Annotated in this window: 17 protein-coding genes; 10 read left to right on the plus strand and 7 right to left on the minus strand. The window is 70.0% G+C overall.

What is annotated here, in order from left to right; genetic code table 11:
• Nucleotides 1-548: nitroreductase (locus tag VHK87_RS06155; protein ID WP_329634019.1), on the minus strand; the 548-nt coding region annotated here is incomplete at its 3' end.
• Between the two features lie 78 nt (nt 549-626).
• Here VHK87_RS06155 and VHK87_RS06160 point away from each other — a divergent pair.
• From VHK87_RS06160 to VHK87_RS06175, 4 genes are all read left to right on the plus strand, one after another.
• Nucleotides 627-1235: an NUDIX hydrolase gene (locus VHK87_RS06160; protein WP_329634020.1), complete on the plus strand. Its 609-nt coding sequence runs from the start codon at nt 627-629 to the stop codon at nt 1233-1235.
• A gap of 29 nt (nt 1236-1264) precedes the next feature.
• Nucleotides 1265-2095 carry a serine O-acetyltransferase gene (gene cysE / locus VHK87_RS06165; protein ID WP_329634021.1) on the plus strand — a complete coding sequence of 277 codons (831 nt, stop codon included), beginning with the start codon at nt 1265-1267 and terminating at the stop codon, nt 2093-2095.
• A gap of 65 nt (nt 2096-2160) precedes the next feature.
• Nucleotides 2161-2367, plus strand: coding sequence for a DUF3126 family protein (locus VHK87_RS06170; protein WP_257816988.1), 207 nt, complete (start codon nt 2161-2163; stop codon nt 2365-2367).
• 21 nt (nt 2368-2388) lie between these two features.
• Entirely contained in the window at nt 2389-3801 is a 1413-nt protein-coding gene (locus VHK87_RS06175) for a tetratricopeptide repeat protein (protein ID WP_329634022.1), read from the plus strand.
• A gap of 9 nt (nt 3802-3810) precedes the next feature.
• On the opposite strand, the gene VHK87_RS06180 is transcribed toward VHK87_RS06175, so the two are convergent.
• On the minus strand, nt 3811-4602 hold the full coding sequence (locus VHK87_RS06180; RefSeq protein WP_329634023.1) for a PhoH family protein: 792 nt from the start codon (nt 4600-4602) through the stop codon (nt 3811-3813).
• A gap of 293 nt (nt 4603-4895) precedes the next feature.
• Between VHK87_RS06180 and VHK87_RS06185 the strand changes: the two genes are divergently transcribed.
• Complete coding sequence (locus tag VHK87_RS06185; protein WP_329634024.1) at nt 4896-5429, plus strand: gamma carbonic anhydrase family protein; 534 nt, start codon at nt 4896-4898, stop codon at nt 5427-5429.
• A 177-nt stretch (nt 5430-5606) separates the two neighbouring features.
• Here the strand turns inward: VHK87_RS06185 and VHK87_RS06190 are convergent, their stop codons facing one another.
• A complete protein-coding gene (locus tag VHK87_RS06190) occupies nt 5607-6215 on the minus strand; it encodes a hemerythrin domain-containing protein (RefSeq protein WP_329634025.1) in 609 nt (202 codons plus the stop codon).
• A gap of 406 nt (nt 6216-6621) precedes the next feature.
• Here VHK87_RS06190 and VHK87_RS06195 point away from each other — a divergent pair, with 406 nt between their 5' ends.
• The gene (locus VHK87_RS06195; RefSeq protein ID WP_329634026.1) at nt 6622-7560 is read left to right on the plus strand and encodes an alpha/beta fold hydrolase; all 939 of its coding nucleotides are present in this window, start codon (nt 6622-6624) and stop codon (nt 7558-7560) included.
• Nucleotides 7561-7694: 134 nt separating this feature from the next.
• Here the strand turns inward: VHK87_RS06195 and VHK87_RS06200 are convergent, their stop codons facing one another.
• The gene (locus tag VHK87_RS06200; protein WP_329634034.1) at nt 7695-8450 is read right to left on the minus strand and encodes a sulfite exporter TauE/SafE family protein; all 756 of its coding nucleotides are present in this window, start codon (nt 8448-8450) and stop codon (nt 7695-7697) included.
• A 105-nt stretch (nt 8451-8555) separates the two neighbouring features.
• On the opposite strand from VHK87_RS06200, the gene VHK87_RS06205 reads away from it, so the two are divergent.
• Genes VHK87_RS06205 through VHK87_RS06215 form a run of 3 tightly spaced genes read left to right on the plus strand, consistent with a single transcriptional unit; the run spans nt 8556 to nt 10838 of the window.
• A complete protein-coding gene (locus tag VHK87_RS06205) occupies nt 8556-9143 on the plus strand; it encodes a TetR/AcrR family transcriptional regulator (RefSeq protein WP_329634027.1) in 588 nt (195 codons plus the stop codon).
• Nucleotides 9144-9201: 58 nt separating this feature from the next.
• Complete coding sequence (locus tag VHK87_RS06210; RefSeq protein ID WP_329634028.1) at nt 9202-9849, plus strand: glutathione S-transferase family protein; 648 nt, start codon at nt 9202-9204, stop codon at nt 9847-9849.
• 53 nt (nt 9850-9902) lie between these two features.
• Nucleotides 9903-10838, plus strand: a complete 936-nt coding sequence (locus tag VHK87_RS06215; RefSeq protein WP_329634029.1) for a glycosyltransferase family 9 protein — start codon at nt 9903-9905, stop codon at nt 10836-10838.
• Here the strand turns inward: VHK87_RS06215 and VHK87_RS06220 are convergent.
• Entirely contained in the window at nt 10835-11383 is a 549-nt protein-coding gene (locus VHK87_RS06220; RefSeq protein ID WP_329634030.1) for a PAS domain-containing protein, read from the minus strand. The two genes, VHK87_RS06215 and VHK87_RS06220, sit on opposite strands and share 4 nt — an antisense overlap.
• Nucleotides 11384-11504: 121 nt before the next feature.
• Between VHK87_RS06220 and VHK87_RS06225 the strand changes: the two genes are divergently transcribed.
• Nucleotides 11505-12371, plus strand: a complete 867-nt coding sequence (locus VHK87_RS06225) for a hypothetical protein (protein ID WP_329634031.1) — start codon at nt 11505-11507, stop codon at nt 12369-12371.
• A gap of 172 nt (nt 12372-12543) precedes the next feature.
• On the opposite strand, the gene VHK87_RS06230 is transcribed toward VHK87_RS06225, so the two are convergent.
• Together VHK87_RS06230 and hfaD are read right to left on the minus strand one after the other, a co-directional pair.
• A complete protein-coding gene (locus VHK87_RS06230; RefSeq protein WP_329634032.1) occupies nt 12544-15465 on the minus strand; it encodes a M16 family metallopeptidase in 2922 nt (973 codons plus the stop codon).
• Between the two features lie 87 nt (nt 15466-15552).
• Nucleotides 15553-16405 (minus strand): holdfast anchor protein HfaD (gene hfaD / locus VHK87_RS06235; protein WP_329634033.1); only part of this gene is annotated, 853 nt, incomplete at its 5' end.

Genomic DNA, 16405 nt, shown 5'->3' on the forward strand with positions numbered 1-16405 from the left:
GCGGCGCCCAGCATCACCACGCCGGCGATCCTCTCCTCGGGCGAGAGCCCCAGGATGGCCCGCGCCTCGGCGTCGTAGGAGTACCAGTCGGTGATCCAGTTGGCGCCGTAGCCCATCGCCTGGGCGCTGATCAGCAGCAGGGTGCAGACCGCGCCGGCCGACAGCTGCTGCTCCCACTCTGGAATCTCCAGCCCCGGGCGGGCGCGCGAGACCACGACCACCGCCATCGGCGGGATCTTCAGCTTGGCGAGCTTGGCGACCGAGCGCGCATCGCCGCGGCCCGCAGCCAGCGCCTCCAGGCGCGCGGCCGCCTGCGCCTTGGCCTCGCCGCTTAGCACCACGAAGCGCCACGGCGACAGCTTGCCGTGGTCCGGGACCCGCACGGCGATCTTCAGCAGCGCCTCCAGCTCGGCAGGCGAGGGGGCCGGCTCGGCCAGCGCCACGGCCGAGATCGAGCGGCGCCGGGCCAGGAAGTGCAGGACTTCCGGGGCGGGGCTCTGGGGCACGGGCTCGCCGAAGGCGGGCGGTTCGGGAAGGGGCAGGGGCAAGGGGCGTCTCAAGGCGACGGCGTTGTGTGAAGGCTCTTATTGGCCCACAAGGCAGGCTCGGCAAGGCTAGATGAGAACATGTCGCAAGAACCTGGCTGGCTGCGGCCGCACGGCGAACCCTGGAAACGCGTCTCAGAGCGGCTGGTCTACGACAACCCGTGGATCACCGTCACCGAGCACCAGGCGGTGGCGCCGACCGGCAAGTCGGCGATCTACGGCGTGGTCAGCTTCAAGAACCTGGCGATGGCGGTCCTGCCGCTGTTCGACGACGGCTCCACCGTGCTGGTCGGCCAGCACCGGTTCGCCCACCGCGACTACAGCTGGGAGATCCCCGAGGGCGGCGGGCCGAGGGACGTGGATCCTCTGGAGAGCGCCAAACGCGAGCTGCGCGAGGAGGCCGGGCTCGAAGCCGCGCAGTGGCTGCCGGTCATGAAGGTGCAACTCTCCAATGCTATCACCGACGAAATCGCGATCGGCTACATCGCGACGGGGCTGAGCCCCGTCCCGACCGATCCTGACGAGACCGAGGAGCTGGCCCTGGTGCGCGTTCCCTTCCGCGAAGCGCTGGAGGCCGCGCTCGCCGGTCAACTTCCCGACGTGATGACGGTGGCGATGCTGCTCCGGGCCTACCATATGGCCAGGGAAAGGGCTTTGCCGGACGCGCTCTCGCGCGCCATGCTAGGATAGGGAGACCGCCCATGGGCCGGGAGGAGCCGATGAGCCAGCGTCTGGAAGTGATCGATCCCTCAGCGCCGCCGCCCGTCTGGGCCGCGCTGCGCAACGAGGCGGCCCGCGTGGCCAAGACCGAGGCGGCCCTGGCCAGCCTGCTGCACACCGTGATCCTGTCGCACGACGGCCTTGGCGGGGCGCTGTCCTACCAGCTCGCGCGCAAGCTCGGCGACCACGAGCTGGGCGCCATGACGATGCGCGAGATCGCCTGTCAAGCCTACGAGGCCGATCCGAGCCTGGTGGAGATCGCCGAAGCCGACCTGAAGGCGGTGTTCGAACGCGACCCGGCCTGCAAGGGCTACGTCCAGCCGTTCCTGTTCTTCAAGGGCTTCATGGCCCTGCAGACTCACCGCGTCGCCCACTGGCTGTGGAAGCAGGGGCGCGAGGCGATGGCGTTCCACCTGCAGAGCCGCTCCTCCGAGCTGTTCCAGACCGACATCAACCCCGCCGCCAGGATCGGCTCGGGCGTCTTCTTCGACCACGGCACCGGCATCGTCATCGGCGAGACGGCGGTGGTCGGCGACGATGTCTCGATGCTGCACGGCGTGACCCTGGGCGGCACGGGCGCCGAGCGCGGCGACCGCCACCCGAAGGTGGGCAAGGGCGTGCTGCTGGGCGCCGGCGCCAAGGTGCTGGGCAACATCACCATCGGCGACTACGCCAAGATCGCCTCCGGCTCGGTGGTGCTCAAGCCGGTGCCCCCCGGCTGCACCGCGGCCGGCGTGCCGGCCCGGCTGGTCAACTGCCCGACCTGCGAGGAGCCGGCCAGGAGCATGGACCACACGCTCGCCGACGCGGTCTACGACTACGTGATCTGAGGTTTTCCCCGACGCTTCGACCAGCTAGGTTCGCGCCGCAAGCGAGAACCTAGGAGCGCGCAGTCGTGGACGAAAAAGCCATCCGGAAGATCGAGGGCCACCTGCGCGGCACCTTCGCCAATGCGCGCATCAAGCTGGTGCCGCGTCCCAAGCAGAAGGACTCGGCCGAGGTCTATGTGGGCGAGGAGTTCGTCGGCGTCGTCTTCCAGGACGAGGACGAGGACGGCTCCTACATGTTCGAGATGGCCATTCTGGCGGAGGACCTGCCCTAACGGCCGACGGCTGCGCCGGCGATGAGCGACACCCTCCAGCCGACAGCGGACGGCGAGCACGACCCCGCCTTCGATCAGGCCAACCGGCTGCTGGAACAGCAGCAGTTCGCCGCCGTGGTGCAGCTTGTCCAGAAGCTCGGGCCCGCCGCCCGCCCACCGACCCTGAACGCCGCCGGCCTGGCTGCGACGGTGCTGCAGGCCCGCCCGCTGGCCGAGAGCTTCTACCGCCGCGCGCTGGCCGCGGGTCCCGCCTACGCTCCGACCTACGGCAACCTCGGCGTCTTCCTGCACGTCGAGCGCCGGCACGCCGAGGCCGAGCAGGTGTTGCGCGCCGGACTCGCCGCCGCGCCGGACGATGCGGCGATCGCCATGTCGCTGGCCAACCTGCTGTCGCTGCGCCATCGCCACCGCGAAGCCGAGGCGGCGTTCCGCGAGCTGGTGCGCCGCCACCCGGACCACGCCGAGGCCCGCTTCCGGCTGGGGGGCCTGCTGCTGACGATGGGCCGCTACGAGGAGGGGTGGGCCCTCTACGAGGCGCGCTACGATCCGACCCGCAAGGGCGCGCCCGATCCCATCGACTTCGGCTGCCCGCAGTGGCTGGGCGAGCCGCTGGAGGGGCGTACCCTGTTGGTCTGGTACGAGCAGGGCCACGGTGACGAGATCCAGTTCTGCCGCTACGTGCCGATGCTGAAGGCGATGGGCGCGGCCAAGGTGACCGTGGTCTGCAAGCCGGCGCTGCAGCCGCTGCTGGCGACCCTCGAGGGAATCGATCGCCTGGTCCCGGCCGCCGGGGTGCACGAGATCGAGACCCACGACTACTGGACCTACCTGTTGTCGCTGCCGCACCGGTTCGCCACGCGGCTGGAGACCATCCCCGCCAGGGTCCCCTACCTTTCGGCCCTGCCGGAACGGCGGGCCTGCTGGGCGCCGCGGGTTCCGAAGGACGGCTTCCACGTCGGCCTGGCCTGGAAGGGCAACCCCGAGCTTGCGAACGATGCGAACCGGTCCCTGCCCAGCCTCGCCACCCTCCGCCCGCTATGGGACGTCCCCGGCGTGACCTTCGTCAGCCTGCAGAAGGGCGTCGGCGAGGCGGAGGCCGCCAGCCCGGCGGCCGATCAGCCGATCCTCAACCTCGGCGGCATGTTCGAAGACTTCGGCGACTCGGCCGCGCTAATCGAGGCGTTGGACCTGGTCATCAGCGTCGACACCGCCCCGGCCCACCTGGCCGGCGCGCTCGGCAAGCCCTGCTTCTGCCTCGTGCCGGCCGAAGGGCTGGACTTCCGCTGGCTGTTGGAGCGCAGCGACTCGCCCTGGTACCCGACCCTCACCCTGTTCCGCCGGCCGCTGGGCGCGGCCTGGGATGTTGTGATGCCCAGGGTGGCGGAGGCGCTCGGCAAGGCCGTCCGGCGCTCGGCGCGCGCCCCCGCGTCCTGACGATCGGCCTCAGAGAACTCCGAGCATCTCGGCCACCAGCGGGTGGCGGACGATGTCGCGGTCGGCCAGCCGGACGACGGCGATGTTGTCCACCGCCTCGAACTTGTCGGCGACCGTCCCCAGGCCGCTCATCTCCGGCAGCAGGTCCGATTGGGCCGGATCGCCCGTGACCACCATCGTCGAGTGCCAGCCAAGGCGGGTCAGCAGCATCTTCAGCTGCACGTAGGTGCAGTTCTGGGCCTCGTCGATGACGACGAAGGCGTTGTTCAAGGTGCGCCCGCGCATGAAGCCGACGGGGGCGATCTCGATGGCGCCCTCGGCCATCAGCGCCCGCACCCGCTTCATGGAGAGCCGGTCGGACAGGGCGTCGTAGAGGGGGCGCAGGTAGGGGGCGAGCTTGTCCTCCATCTCGCCGGGAAGGAAGCCGATCGACTCGCCCGCCTCCACCGCGGGGCGGGACAGGACGATGCGGCCGACCCGGCCCGCCTCCAGCGCCTCCACCGCCTTGGCGATGGCGAGATAGGTCTTGCCAGTGCCGGCCGGACCCAGCGCCAGCACCAGGTTCTTCTGGTCGATGGCCTTGATCAGCTGCTCCTGGCCCGGGGACTTGGCTTTGATGGTCTTCAGGTAGGCTTGATCACGGTCGTCGCCGCCGCCGACCCCCGCCAGAGGCGACCACCCCCGGTCGATCGGCAGGCGGCGCACCTTGCCGTCATCACCGAATTGGTTGGCGTCCAGGGCTCCGTCGCGCAGCTGTCGCTTCAGGGCACGCTTGGTCATCAAGGCCTCCTTGGGGGGCATGAAAAAAGGGCGAGTCCGACATCGGATCGCCCTTCGACTGGAGTGGATTTGAATCGGCGGCGGAGTCGCGCCGGGGCTGGCCGCCCCAACTTCGCTGGTGGACCGGGCGGCTCGAGCCGCCCAACTGACACACGCGACACCCGTTACTCCGTTTCGCGGGAGCCCGAACGCCGGACGACGCCCGGTGGGACGCGGCGGGGCTTTCACCCCTCCGAATCGTCCGACTAGAATGATCCTAACGTGCTTTATGAACGGTTAAATCACACCGGAAGCTGAATAAAGGAACGGTGACAATGGCTGTCTACAACTTGGGCGATGTTGCTCCTGAGCTTCCGGGTGAGGATGAATACTGGATAGCACCCAACGCGGCCGTGGTGGGTCGGGTGATTCTCAGGAAGAACGCCTCGGTGTGGTTTGGCGCCACACTCCGCGGCGACAACGATCCGATCATCGTCGGCGAGAACTCCAACGTGCAGGACAATTCGGTGCTGCACACCGACACGGGATCGCCGCTGATCATCGGTGCGAACGTGACGGTCGGTCACATGGTGATGATGCACGGCTGCACCGTCGGCGATGGCAGCCTGATCGGCATCGGCTCGATCATCCTGAACGGCGCAAGAATTGGGAAGAACTGCCTGATCGGCGCCAACTGCCTGATCACCGAAGGCAAGGAGATCCCCGACAACTCCCTGGTGATGGGCGCGCCCGGCAAGGTGGTGCGCGAACTCTCCCCCGAACAGGCCCAGCGCATGGCCTTCGGCGCGATGGGCTATGTTCGCAACTGGCGGCGCTTCAAGGAGCAGCTACGACCCAGGGGCGGCTGATAATCCTCACGTTTCGGCGGGCCGCCGAGCGCGAGCGTCACCTCGGCGACCGCTTGAGCATCAGTCGCGCGGCCGCTTGCAGGACTCGACGCCGCGGCCGCGCCGGTATGACGCTTGCATCGGGCGTGCTCGGGCCGGGGTCGCGGCGCACCAGTCCCTGGCGGCCTGAGCGCGCGCCTATTGCAGGCCGAGCGGAGAGGCGCCGTCCCGACCGTCAAACGACCGGGTCTCGCCCATTCCGGCGGTCGCACCGGAGATCTCGCCGCCGACGTAGCGCTCGTACTCCTCGCGGAACCGCGCGGTGAGGAACCCCTGGTCGTCGTAGTCTTCTTTCAGCTTGAGGAACCAAGAGCCTTCCTCCTCGAACATGTGGTGGAGGACGGCGCCGCGGATGTGCTCGAGCTTGTCCTTCCACTCGTCCGTCGAAGGGTCGATCCGCTCCAACTCCGCCATCTGCATCTTGGCGGTGGTCTGCTCGGTGTAGGCCATGCCCGCGTGCCCCTTCTCGCCGGCTTTTGCGAGGGCGGGGTAGAGGACGACCTCCTCTGCCAGCGAATGGCCGTTGAGAACCAGCGCCAGCCTCTTCATGCCGGCGAGGCGGGCGGCCGCATCGACGGCGTTGCGGCACTCGGTGAAGGCGACTCGGATCTGCTGGTGGTGGTCCAGGGCCATCGATAGCCAGTCCCCTGGGCTGGCCGCCATGCGCGCCTTTTCGGTGGCCTCGGCGCGGGCTTCGTCACTTTCCGGAGGGGTGATGGCGCCAAGCGCCTTGTCGACGATCGACATGGATCAGTCCTTTCCAAACGTACCTGAACAAGCCGGATGTCGCGCCGCTGGTTCCGGTTGTCCGGGCGTGCGTCGCCTTGGCGCGCCGTCTGCCGGTCCGGCCAAGCTTGCTGCACCAGACGGTCTGGGTATATAAAATACCTAGGGTGAGAAGTTGCGCCCACGGCCCCTCCAGCCGCCGCGCTGCGCCCGCGGTCCAAAGTCTCCAGCCCGATGACGCCTGACGCCGCCCGCGCGGCGGCGTCGTGCCACGCCTGTGGCCTGAGGGCGGACGACCGGTCGCACCGCCGCGCCTAACGACGGCCGAACGGCCTGCGCGCGCCTCTCGCTCAACTCCCCGCCGCGTCGCAGCCCGGCGGGGCCTCAGGACCGGTTATCGGGACCGGCCCGTCACGGAGCAAACCTCATGCATATCAAGACATTCGCTGCCGCCGCGGTGGCGGCGCTCGGCCTCGCGTCCGCGGCCCACGCGGGCGCCGGCACGATCACCATCGATGGCGGGGCGAAGATGATCTACCACCGCAACGTCGCGGCCTCGTCAGTAGACGCCAGCAAGACGGTCGGCGTGATCACCATCCACGGCACGAACAGGAACGCCGACGACTACTACGACTACACGGTTCGCGCCGCGAGCGACGCCGGCGAGCTTGGCTCCACGCTGATCTGGGTTCCGGAGTTCGAGGCGAGCTCCGCTTCCGGCTACGCCGAGTGGTCGAGTTCGGGGTGGAAGTACGGCGAGAACGACGACACCAGCTTCGCCGTATCGAGCTTCACGGCCGTCGACACTCTGATCCGGAAGATGGCGGACAAGACGAAGTTTCCCAATCTGACGAAGGTGGTGGTCATCGGTCACAGCGCCGGCGGCCAGTTCGTTCAGCGCTACGCCGCTGCGTCGACGGCCTTCAACACCTCCGGAGTCGACGTGGTCTACATCGCCGCGAACGCCGGCTCCTACGCGTACCTGACCTCGCATCGTTGGAATGGGAGCGCCTTCACCAGCACCTCGCATCCGACCTGCACGGCTTTCAACACCTACCGCTACGGCCTGACCGGGCTGCCGCCGTACCTCTCGGCGGTTGGCGCCTCCACGATTGTCTCCCAGGCGCCGAGCCGGCCGGTCCACCTGCTGAACGGCACGCTGGACACCGGCGTGGACAGCGACCTCGACACCGGCTGCGAGGCCAATCTTCAAGGGTCGCAGCGCCTGGAGCGCGGCCGCCGCTACAAGAGCTACATGGACGCGATCTTCCCCGGCCATAGCTGGACCCAGACGGACGTCTCCGGCGTGGGGCACGATGGTGAGGACATGATCCGCTCGGCCGCGGCCCGGGCGCTGATCTGGTGACCTGAGTCGTCCTGGCGCGCGGCGAAGCCCTCGAGACAGCCAGCCAGCTGCTCGAGGGCGAGGCGCGCGCCCTCGAGCATTTCCGACGAGGGGAGGGCGATCGGGCGCCGCCGTTCCCTTGTGCCCCGGCCCCATCAGCCGCCGGACAGCGCCTTCCAGATCAGCTGCACGCCCACGACGATCATCAGCAGGTAGATCAGCTGGTAGAACCGCTCGGCGGCGATGCGGCGGACGAGCCAGACGCCGGCGAAGGTCGAGGCGACGGCCAGCGGCAGCAGGGCCGCGGCGGTCAGCATGTTCTCGCGGGTGAACTGGCCGAGTGCGGCGTAGGCCGGCACCTTGATCCAGTTGACCACGGCGAAGAAGATCGAAGTGGTGCCGATCAGGCTGGCCGGCGGCAGGGACTTGGGCAACACCCACATCTGGAACGGCGGGCCGCCGGCGTGGGCGATCTGGCTGGTGAAGCCGGCGATGATCCCGAACAGCACGCCGACGGGCGCCGGCGAGTTGGCCGGCGCGGCGACCCGACCCCCGCGGGAGGCCCACAGCCGCTGCACGGCGAACAGGATGGAGATGCCCCCAAGCGTCGCCAGCACCGCGCTCGCCGAGACCTCCGCCGCCAGCAGGTAGCCCAGGACGATGCCGACGGCCGCGCCCGGCAGCATCACCGCGAGCACCCGCCTATCCCAGTCGCGGCGGAAAGCCCAGACGCTGACCGCGTCCTGCACGATCAGGATCGGCAGCAGGATGGCCGCCGCTTTCACCGGCGAGATCGCCATCGCCAGCAGCGGCATGGACACCGCGCCGACGCCGGCGAACCCGCCCTTGGCCAGGCCCATGAGCGCCACCGCTGGGATCGCCAAGGCGTAGAAGAGCGGATCTGTGATCATCACCAAGGCGCTAGCCTGCGCCCGGACCCCCACGCAACGGCCGTGTGGGACCGCGCCCAGGAGGCGGGACTTGCCATAAACGACCGGTCGTGCTTTTTTGTCGCCATGGGAAAAGGCGCAGCCACACGCGAGGCGGTCATCGACGAGGCGCTCCGGCAGGCGGTGGCGCTGGGGCTGGAGGGCATTTCCCTCGGCGGCCTCGCTGAGAACCTGAAGCTCTCGAAGAGCGGCCTGTTCGCCCATTTCAGATCCAAGGAAGCCCTGCAGTTGGCGGTGCTCGACGAAGCCGCCGCTCGCTTCCGGCAGCGGGTGGTGGAGCCCGGGCTGGCCTCGCCGCGCGGCGCGCCTCGCCTTCGCACCCTTTTCGAGCGTTGGCTCGACTGGATCGCCGGCGAGCCCTGCATGGGCGGCTGCGTCTTCGCGGTCGCCAGCCAGGAGTACGACGACCGTCCAGGGCCCGTGCGCGACCGCCTCGTGGCGGTGCAGAACGAGTGGCACGAACTGCTCGCCCGCGTCGCCACCGACCTTCCAAAGGACGGCAAGGCGCCCGTCGCGTTCGGGCGACAGGTCGCGTTCGAATTCGTCGGGCTGGGGCTGTCTTTCCAGTTGCATGGCAAGCTCATGAACCGGCGAGACGCGCGCGAGCGGGCCGAAGAAGCATTCGAGCGCCTCGTTCAGGAGGCGGCTGGCTGAGGCCGGTTTTTTTCTTGTCTCGGTAAAAGCACGAACGGTCGTGCAAATGGAGAACCGTATGAAGCTCTACTCTGGCCCCGTGAGCATGTTCAGCGTGAAGGTCTTGATAGCTGCCGCGGAGAAGGGAATTCGGCTCGATGTCGAGAACGTCCCCTACCAGCCGCGCACCTTCACCTACGTCGGCCATCCGGAAGTCGATAGGATCAACCCCAAGCGGCAGGTGCCGGTGCTCATCGATCAGGGGTTGGAAATCTTCGACTCCACGTTGATCTGCGAGTACCTCGAGGATGTCTTCCCCGAGCCGCCGCTGTGGCCAGCCGAGCCGCGCAGCCGCGCGGCCGCCCGGCTCGTCGAGTTGAAGGCGGACGAGGTCTGGTTTCCAAAACTGCGGCAGCTCGGCCAGTTCGTCCGCGACCCGAGCAGCGCCGAGGCGGCCGAGGCGAAGGCCCTGGCGCTTGAGGCCTATCGTGAGATGGATGAGACCCTGGGCGAGCGCACCTGGATGGCCGGGGTCTTCAGCTTGGCCGACATCGCGGCCTACGCCGCCTTCCTCACTGCCTATTTCTTCGGCCTGCGCCCAGGCGACCTGCCAAGGCTGGCCGCCTGGCAGACCCGCATGGAATCGCGCCCAAGCGTCCGCGCCGCCCGCGATGGCATCCTCAGCTACCTCGCCGAGCAACGGATCCGGCTCCCCGAGCCGGCGTAGCTAAGACCTCTCCCTGCATGCGGGGGGCGGCCTTGCCGTGCTATGCGCCCCCCATGGCGGAAGAGTTCGGCGCATTGGTGGAGCGGGGAATCCGCGCGGCGCACGCCATGGATTTCCCCACCGCCGAGCGGGCCTACCTCGCCGCGCTGGCTCAGCGGCCGGACAACGCGCCGGTCATCTCCGCCCTCGGCCTAGTCCTCTTGGCTCAGGGCCGGTACCGCGAGGGCTTCCTGCTCTACGAGGCCCGTAAGGCGTTCGACCGGGATCCGATCAACCAGTCCGGCATGCCCGAATGGCAGGGCGACGACCTGGCCGGCCGCAGCTTGCTGGTCTGGCGCGAGCAGGGGCTGGGCGACGAGATCCAGATGGCCCGTTACGTCCCCCAGATCCGCGGCGCGGGCGAGGTGATCCTGGTCTGCTCGCCTCCGCTGGAGCGGCTGTTCTCAGGCCTCGGCGTGCGGGTCTTCCCGCTGACCGACGGCGCGGCTGTGCCGCGCGCGGACCTGCATGTGCGCAATCTCTCTCTGCCGGCGCTGTTCGAGACGACCCTGGAGACCATCCCGCCCGCCCCCTACCTGACCGCGCCCGCCGATGCGAAGACGGGCGGCGTCGGCTTCGTCTGGCGCGGCAACCCCGACCACCCGAACGATGCGGGCCGATCGCTGCCCTCGCCGGAGGTGCTCGCGCCGTTGCAGGAGGTGGCCGAACTCGTCGACCTGCAGACGCCGCGCGGCGACTTCCTCGACACGGCCGCGCGCATCCAGGCGCTGGACCTGGTGATCACCGTAGACACGGCGATGGCGCACCTGGCCGGCGCGCTCGGCGTGCCCTGCTGGGTGATGCTGCCGGCCTGGCGCACCGACTGGCGTTGGATGACCGGGCGGACCGACAGTCCCTGGTACCCGTCGCTGAAGCTCTACCGCCAGCCAAAGCCCGGCGACTGGGAGTCGGTGGTCGCGGCGATGAAGCCCGACCTCGCCGCCCGCTAGGCGATCCGCCGGCCGTTCACGGCGGCCAGCTTCAGTCGGGGCGCCGGCTCGACGGCGGGCCCGGCCGAAAGCATCCGTTCCAGCGCCAGCGTCAGCACCGGCGCGCCCTGCAGTCGGGCGACCAGCGTCAGCGGCTGGATCAGCCCGAGCACGCGGTCGGGTCGGACCTCGTCGCCGGGGAGGGGCGCGAACAGAACTTCGATCGGCAGCGCCGCGCGCTCGGTCACCGCGTGGGCGTGGGCGACCAGAGGCGCGCGTCGGCGGCGGGCGTCTTCCAGGGCGGTGCGCAAAGGACCGACGTCCCTCGGACGCCACAGATCGAGAGCGGGGACGCCGCGAAGGTCCTGGGCGAACAGTTCGCGCACCAACTCGCCGACCAGGCGGAAGCCGTAGCTGCCTGGCCCGGCCCGGCCGAGCACGAAGACCTGCGGCGCGATGGGGGCGAAGTCGGCCGGATCGATGGGCCCGCGCAGCGGCTCGCCGCGGAAAACGCGGCTGCGCCAATAGTCTATCAACATCTCTGTATTTGAATGGAACACCGACATGCCTGCGCAGGCTCCGTCCGTGGCCTTGGTCGGCCGCACGAGCCTTGCAGGAAGTTTTGGACCAGGCGCCGGCCGTCCCGTTTCGGGACACGCCCGGCGCTCCTTTGGAGGGGGCGGTCTGATGAGGATGCGTTCGAGCCTGCTCGGCCTGGCGCTCGGCCTGGCCGTTCTGCTGATCGGCGGGGCCGCGCCCGAGGATGCGCAGGCCCAGTGCTGCGCGCCGCCGCCGCCGCCCTGCTGCGCCCCGCCGCCGCCGTGCTGCAAGCCGCCGCCGCCTCCGCCGCCGCCGCAGCCGCCGTGCTGCGTGCCCGGGCACAATGTGAACATTCCCGGCGTCAACGTCTTCGTGGCGCCCCAGGTGATCGTCAACGCCTCGGCCAGCGGCCAGGCTGTCGCCGCCGCAGGTGCGCGCGGCCGCGCCGAGTCCATGGTCTTCGTGGGCGGCGGCGGGGCCGGGGGCTTCTACAGCCCGCCCGTCCCGACCGGTGTGATCCAGCTCAACGTCGACGGCGGCAAGCGCATGAAGCGCGTCGCCTACGAGGACACCCGCGAAGTCTACAAGAAGGTCGTCATCCGCGCCGTCTGCATCGACGATCGCCAGGTGCCGCACCCCGCCTCCCAGCTCAGCCCCGACCGCGACATCGGCGAAGGCTACGACGGGGAGATCTACCGGTGCCTCGCCGGCTCCTATCTGCAGGTCACCTGGGCCGAGTGGCTCGACAAGGCCGACTTCGAAGGCGGCAAGACCCTCATCTGCAAGAAGGGCGAGGCCCTGTGGTACGGCGGCGGCGAGATGAAGTGCCGCCCCGCCAGCCGCCAGCGCGACTGCTTCGAGCGCAGCCTGCTGCGCCGCTTTGGGGCCGGCATCAAGGTGCTGACCTGGCGCTACACCGAGACCTACACCGCCTATCGCGAGGAGGAGGAGACCGTCACCTCCACCGCCACCAGCTTCAGCATGGACGGCGGCGTCGGCGGGGTGGCTTACTAGGGAGCTTTCCCTCCCCTTCATGGGGAGGGTGGCCCGGAGCGAAGCGACGGGCCGGGTGGGGGAGTTTCCCGCCCGCGACGGCGCCGCTCGCTCAGCTCATTGCTGAACCGAGACTTCCCCATCCGTCCGCGGCCTGGCGGCCGCGTCCCCCTCCCCATGCAGGGGAGGGAAGTCACTTCCCCTCCGGCCGCACCACGAATTTCCACGCCTTCTGCGCCGCGAGGAACTCCTTCGCCGCGGCCTGCACGTCCGCGGCCGTCACCCCCCGCGTGCCTTCGATGACGCTGCGGGTCGCCTCCAGCCGGCGCGGGTCGGCCTGGGCGCCGGAAAGCTCCCCGAGCCAATATTCGTTGGTCAGGCGGGCGCGTTCGAGCCGCTCCAGGCGGGGCTGCTTGGCGCGCGCCAGCTCGTCGGCGCTGACCGGCTTGGCGGCGAGGTCGGCGGCGATCCGGGCCACGTCCGCGAAGAAGTCCGGCAGCTTCTCGGGCGGGACCTCGACGCTGGCCGAGATGTAGCCCCAGCCGGGCAGGTTGAAGCTGTGGGCGTAGGCGACGCTCGGCGAGTAGGTGGCGCCCTGCGCCTCGCGCAGCTCCTCGATGAGCCTAAGGCGCAGCACCTCGCCCATCACCGCCGTGTTCCGCGCCTGTTGCGGGTCGGCGAAGAAGTCCGTCGTGCGCCACGCCACAAAGCCCATCGCCTGGTCGGTTCGGCCCTTGTGGGTGCGGCTCACCGGGTCGGGCGCAGGGTCGGGAAAGCCCACCTGCCGCTGCGACTCGGGTACAGGCCCCGGCTCGGGCGGGCGCGGGGGCAGGGCTCCGAAGGTCTTCGCCACCGCCTCGGTGGCGGCCTCCACGGTGATGTCGCCGATCATCACCACCTCGATGGCGCCTTCGGCCAGGGCAGGAGCCACCTGGGCTTTCAACTCGTCGAGGCGGGCGGCGGCGATCTCTTCGCGGCTCGGGAAGCTCCAGCGCGGGTCGCCGCCGCGGAGCAGGCCGCCGAGGTCGCGCGCCACGACGCCGCCGACGGTGGTCTCGTACCGGTCGTGGACCGTGGCCATGGCGGTCTTCACCCGTTCGAACGCCTCCGGCCGCCAGCCGGGCTCGGCGACGTAGGCGGCCAGCACCTGCAGCTGGGTGTCCAGGTGGTCCGGCCGGGTGGAGCCGGTGAAGGCGAAGCCGTCCTCGGCGATGCCGAAGCGGGCGCCGTAGACCTTGGAGGCCAGCACCATCTCCATGTTCTCGGCGCTGATCTGCTTCAGGCCGCCTTCGATCAGGGCGTTGGCGGCCCAGCCGTAGCTGGCCCTATCCTTCGGCAGCGACAGCAGCCCGCGGCCGACGTTGACCCGCACCAGCACCTCGTCGTCGCGGAAGGCGGTCGGCTTGACCGTCAGCCGCACCCCGTTCTCGAAGCGGACGAAGGTGGCCGCAAGGTCGGCGGCCTCGGTCCGCTCGGCGACCTTGCCGGGCGCGCCGAACCGCTCGTAGGGCCAGGCCGCCCGGGCGCCCGCCGCCGGCGCCTCGACGGCGACCTTGCGGGACGCCTCGAAGGCGGCGAGCAGGGTCGCCTCGCCGCCGTCGATCGGGGTCGGCGAGACGGCGAAGATCAGCGGGCCTTCGCCCTGGAGGGCGTCCTTCATCACCGCCGAGACCTGATCGGCGGTCAGCCCCTTCACCGCCGCCTCGAATATCTCCAGCTCCTGGGCGGGGTTCGTGACCACATAGTCGTCCTGCAGCGAGTTCAGGATGTCGCCGGCCAGGGTTCCGGGCCGGCGGGTCGCGGCCCCCGCCACCGCCGCCTGCATGGCGGCGCGAATTTCGGCGATCTCGCGCTCCAGCTCCTCGGGGCGGACCCCGTGGCGGACGATGCGGCGCTGCTCCTGCTCGACAGCGGCCAGCGCGTCGCGCCAGCGGCCGGGCTTCACGTTCACCGACACCATGGTGATCTCGGCCGCGTCGTACTCGTCGCCCTTGAAGGCGCCGGCCCCGAGGAAGGGCGGATCGGCCGCCCGTCCGATGCGGTTGAACCGGCGGTTCAGCACCGAGAACCCCAGGCGCTCGATGACGTCGCGCCTGCGCTTGGCCACGGTGTCGAACGTGAAATCCGGCGGCGCGATCCAGGCGATCTGCAGCGACTCCTGCACGCCGGTCTCAACCACCAGCTTGGCCTCCAGGCCGCGTCTGGCGATCTGGCCAAGGTCCGGGTTCTCGCCCGGCGGCCCTTCCGCCTGCCAATCGGAGAAGCGGGCGCGGATCTTGGCCTCCATGGCGGCCACGTCGAAGTCGCCGACGGCGATCAACACGGTCCGCTCGGGGCGGTAGTAGCGGCGATAGAAGTCGGCGATGCGGCTGGCCGGCGCCGAGCGCAGCACCTCCGGCTCGCCGATCGGCATCCGCTTCGGCGGCAGCTGGCCGCGCAGCAGGAACTCCAGCCGCTGACGGTAGACGCGGTAGGACGGCGTGTCGCGCGAGCGCTCCTCCGACAGCACCACGCCGCGCTCCCGGTCTACGGCGGCCGGCTCGATGAGCAGATTGCCCACCGCCTCGCGCAGCAGCATCAGCGAGGTGTCCATCGGCTCGGCGTCGGTGCGCGGCAGGTCGAGGCGGTAGACGGTCTCCTCCAGGCTGGTGGAGGCGTTGGTGTCGGCTCCGAAGGCCAGGCCCAGCCGCTCCAGGATCCGAACCATGTCGCCCTCGGGCACGGCCTTGGAGCCGTTGAAGGCCATGTGCTCGAGGAAGTGGGCCAGGCCCTGCTGGTCCTCGGCCTCCATCAGCGAGCCCGCGTCGACCCGAAGCCGCAGGGCTGCCTGGCCGGGCGGGATGGTCTGGCGCCGGATCGCGTAGCGCATGCCATTCGGCAGCGAACCGAAGCGGATCTCCGGGTCGGCCGCGATGTCGGACCGCGCCTGCGGCCACTCGCCGGGCGCGAGCTCGACCGGCTTCGCCGGGGCCGCCGGCTGGGAGCCGGGGAGGGTGGCGCACGCCGCAAGCGCCGCCGCCGCCAGCGCCAGCGCGGTGCGCCTGAGCGCGTCGAAGGAGAACTCTGCGATCTTCACGGGAGCCGCGAACATCGCCGCCAGATGCGGCCAACGCAAGGCCGTCCCGATAGGGGTCTTGGTGTCTGGGTGCTCGAACGTCCGCGCCGGCCACCTTCTCCCGCGACGGAAGAAGGGGAGCCCGTGCTATTCCTGCGGCCGGCTGGCGTAGTAGCTGGCGGTGTTGCCGACGGCGTTGGCGGCGCCGACGGCCGAGCGGGCCGAGCCGGTGACGGTGACCGTGCCGGTGGCGGCGACGTCGGCGTCGTTGGTCTGGCGGTTGTTGACGCTCATCCGGCCATCGCACTCGGAGCAGACGTAGCCGGTGGACGCGTTGCCCATGGCCATGGCCGAGGCGCTGGCGTCGTAGCCGTCGTGGCCGGTGAAGGCGGCGATGGCTTCGACGCCCCCGGCGATGTTCAGCTGCTCGACGTCGAGGATCACTTCTTCGCCCAGCTGGCCGGCGAGCAGACTGTTGCCGATCCCGTAAGCGGTCGCGGTCCCGGAGCCGAACGGGTAGCCGCTGCTCTCGGCCTGGGCGCGGACATAGGCCTGGTTCTGCTGCAGGGCGCTCATGTCCAGCAGGGCGCCCTCGTTGCCGGCCGAGATGTTGTTGCCGGAGGCGGTGGCGCTGGTGTGCGCGACATAGACGTTGCCGAAGGCGGTGAACTGGGCCGCCTGCACCAGGCCGCCCTCGCTGTTCTGGTCGGCGATCATCCGCTCCGACGAGCCGTAGCCGGCCGCGCTGGTGATGTTGTTGGCCGACGCCGCGGCCGAGAAGCTGGCGGTGTTGTCCACATAGCCCACGACCCCGCCGCCGTCGGCGGAGATGTCGGCGCTGTTGTTCTGGGTGGCGCGCACGCCGGAGACCGCCGCGCTAACCGAAAAGCCCTGGCTGTTGCCGAGCGCCTGCACGGACGAGGCGATGTCGCCGGCCTCGGCGCTCTCGCCCTCGTACTGGCCGACGGCGGTGATCCCCGCGCCGTACGACACCTGGGTC

This window comes from Phenylobacterium sp. (assembly GCF_036263695.1).
Taxonomy (GTDB): domain Bacteria; phylum Pseudomonadota; class Alphaproteobacteria; order Caulobacterales; family Caulobacteraceae; genus Phenylobacterium.

What these genes read in the sequence shown, in the direction of transcription:
- VHK87_RS06160 (WP_329634020.1), top strand. Translation starts at nt 627, where the DNA reads ATGTCGCAAGAACCTGGCTGGCTGCGGCCGCACGGCGAACCCTGGAAA.
- cysE (WP_329634021.1), top strand. Translation starts at nt 1,265, where the DNA reads ATGAGCCAGCGTCTGGAAGTGATCGATCCCTCAGCGCCGCCGCCCGTC.
- VHK87_RS06175 (WP_329634022.1), top strand. Translation starts at nt 2,389, where the DNA reads ATGAGCGACACCCTCCAGCCGACAGCGGACGGCGAGCACGACCCCGCC.
- VHK87_RS06180 (WP_329634023.1), bottom strand. Translation starts at nt 4,602, where the DNA reads ATGCCCCCCAAGGAGGCCTTGATGACCAAGCGTGCCCTGAAGCGACAG.
- VHK87_RS06185 (WP_329634024.1), top strand. Translation starts at nt 4,896, where the DNA reads ATGGCTGTCTACAACTTGGGCGATGTTGCTCCTGAGCTTCCGGGTGAG.
- VHK87_RS06190 (WP_329634025.1), bottom strand. Translation starts at nt 6,215, where the DNA reads ATGTCGATCGTCGACAAGGCGCTTGGCGCCATCACCCCTCCGGAAAGT.
- VHK87_RS06195 (WP_329634026.1), top strand. Translation starts at nt 6,622, where the DNA reads ATGCATATCAAGACATTCGCTGCCGCCGCGGTGGCGGCGCTCGGCCTC.
- VHK87_RS06200 (WP_329634034.1), bottom strand. Translation starts at nt 8,450, where the DNA reads ATGATCACAGATCCGCTCTTCTACGCCTTGGCGATCCCAGCGGTGGCG.
- VHK87_RS06205 (WP_329634027.1), top strand. Translation starts at nt 8,556, where the DNA reads ATGGGAAAAGGCGCAGCCACACGCGAGGCGGTCATCGACGAGGCGCTC.
- VHK87_RS06210 (WP_329634028.1), top strand. Translation starts at nt 9,202, where the DNA reads ATGAAGCTCTACTCTGGCCCCGTGAGCATGTTCAGCGTGAAGGTCTTG.
- VHK87_RS06215 (WP_329634029.1), top strand. Translation starts at nt 9,903, where the DNA reads ATGGCGGAAGAGTTCGGCGCATTGGTGGAGCGGGGAATCCGCGCGGCG.
- VHK87_RS06220 (WP_329634030.1), bottom strand. Translation starts at nt 11,383, where the DNA reads ATGTCGGTGTTCCATTCAAATACAGAGATGTTGATAGACTATTGGCGC.
- VHK87_RS06225 (WP_329634031.1), top strand. Translation starts at nt 11,505, where the DNA reads ATGAGGATGCGTTCGAGCCTGCTCGGCCTGGCGCTCGGCCTGGCCGTT.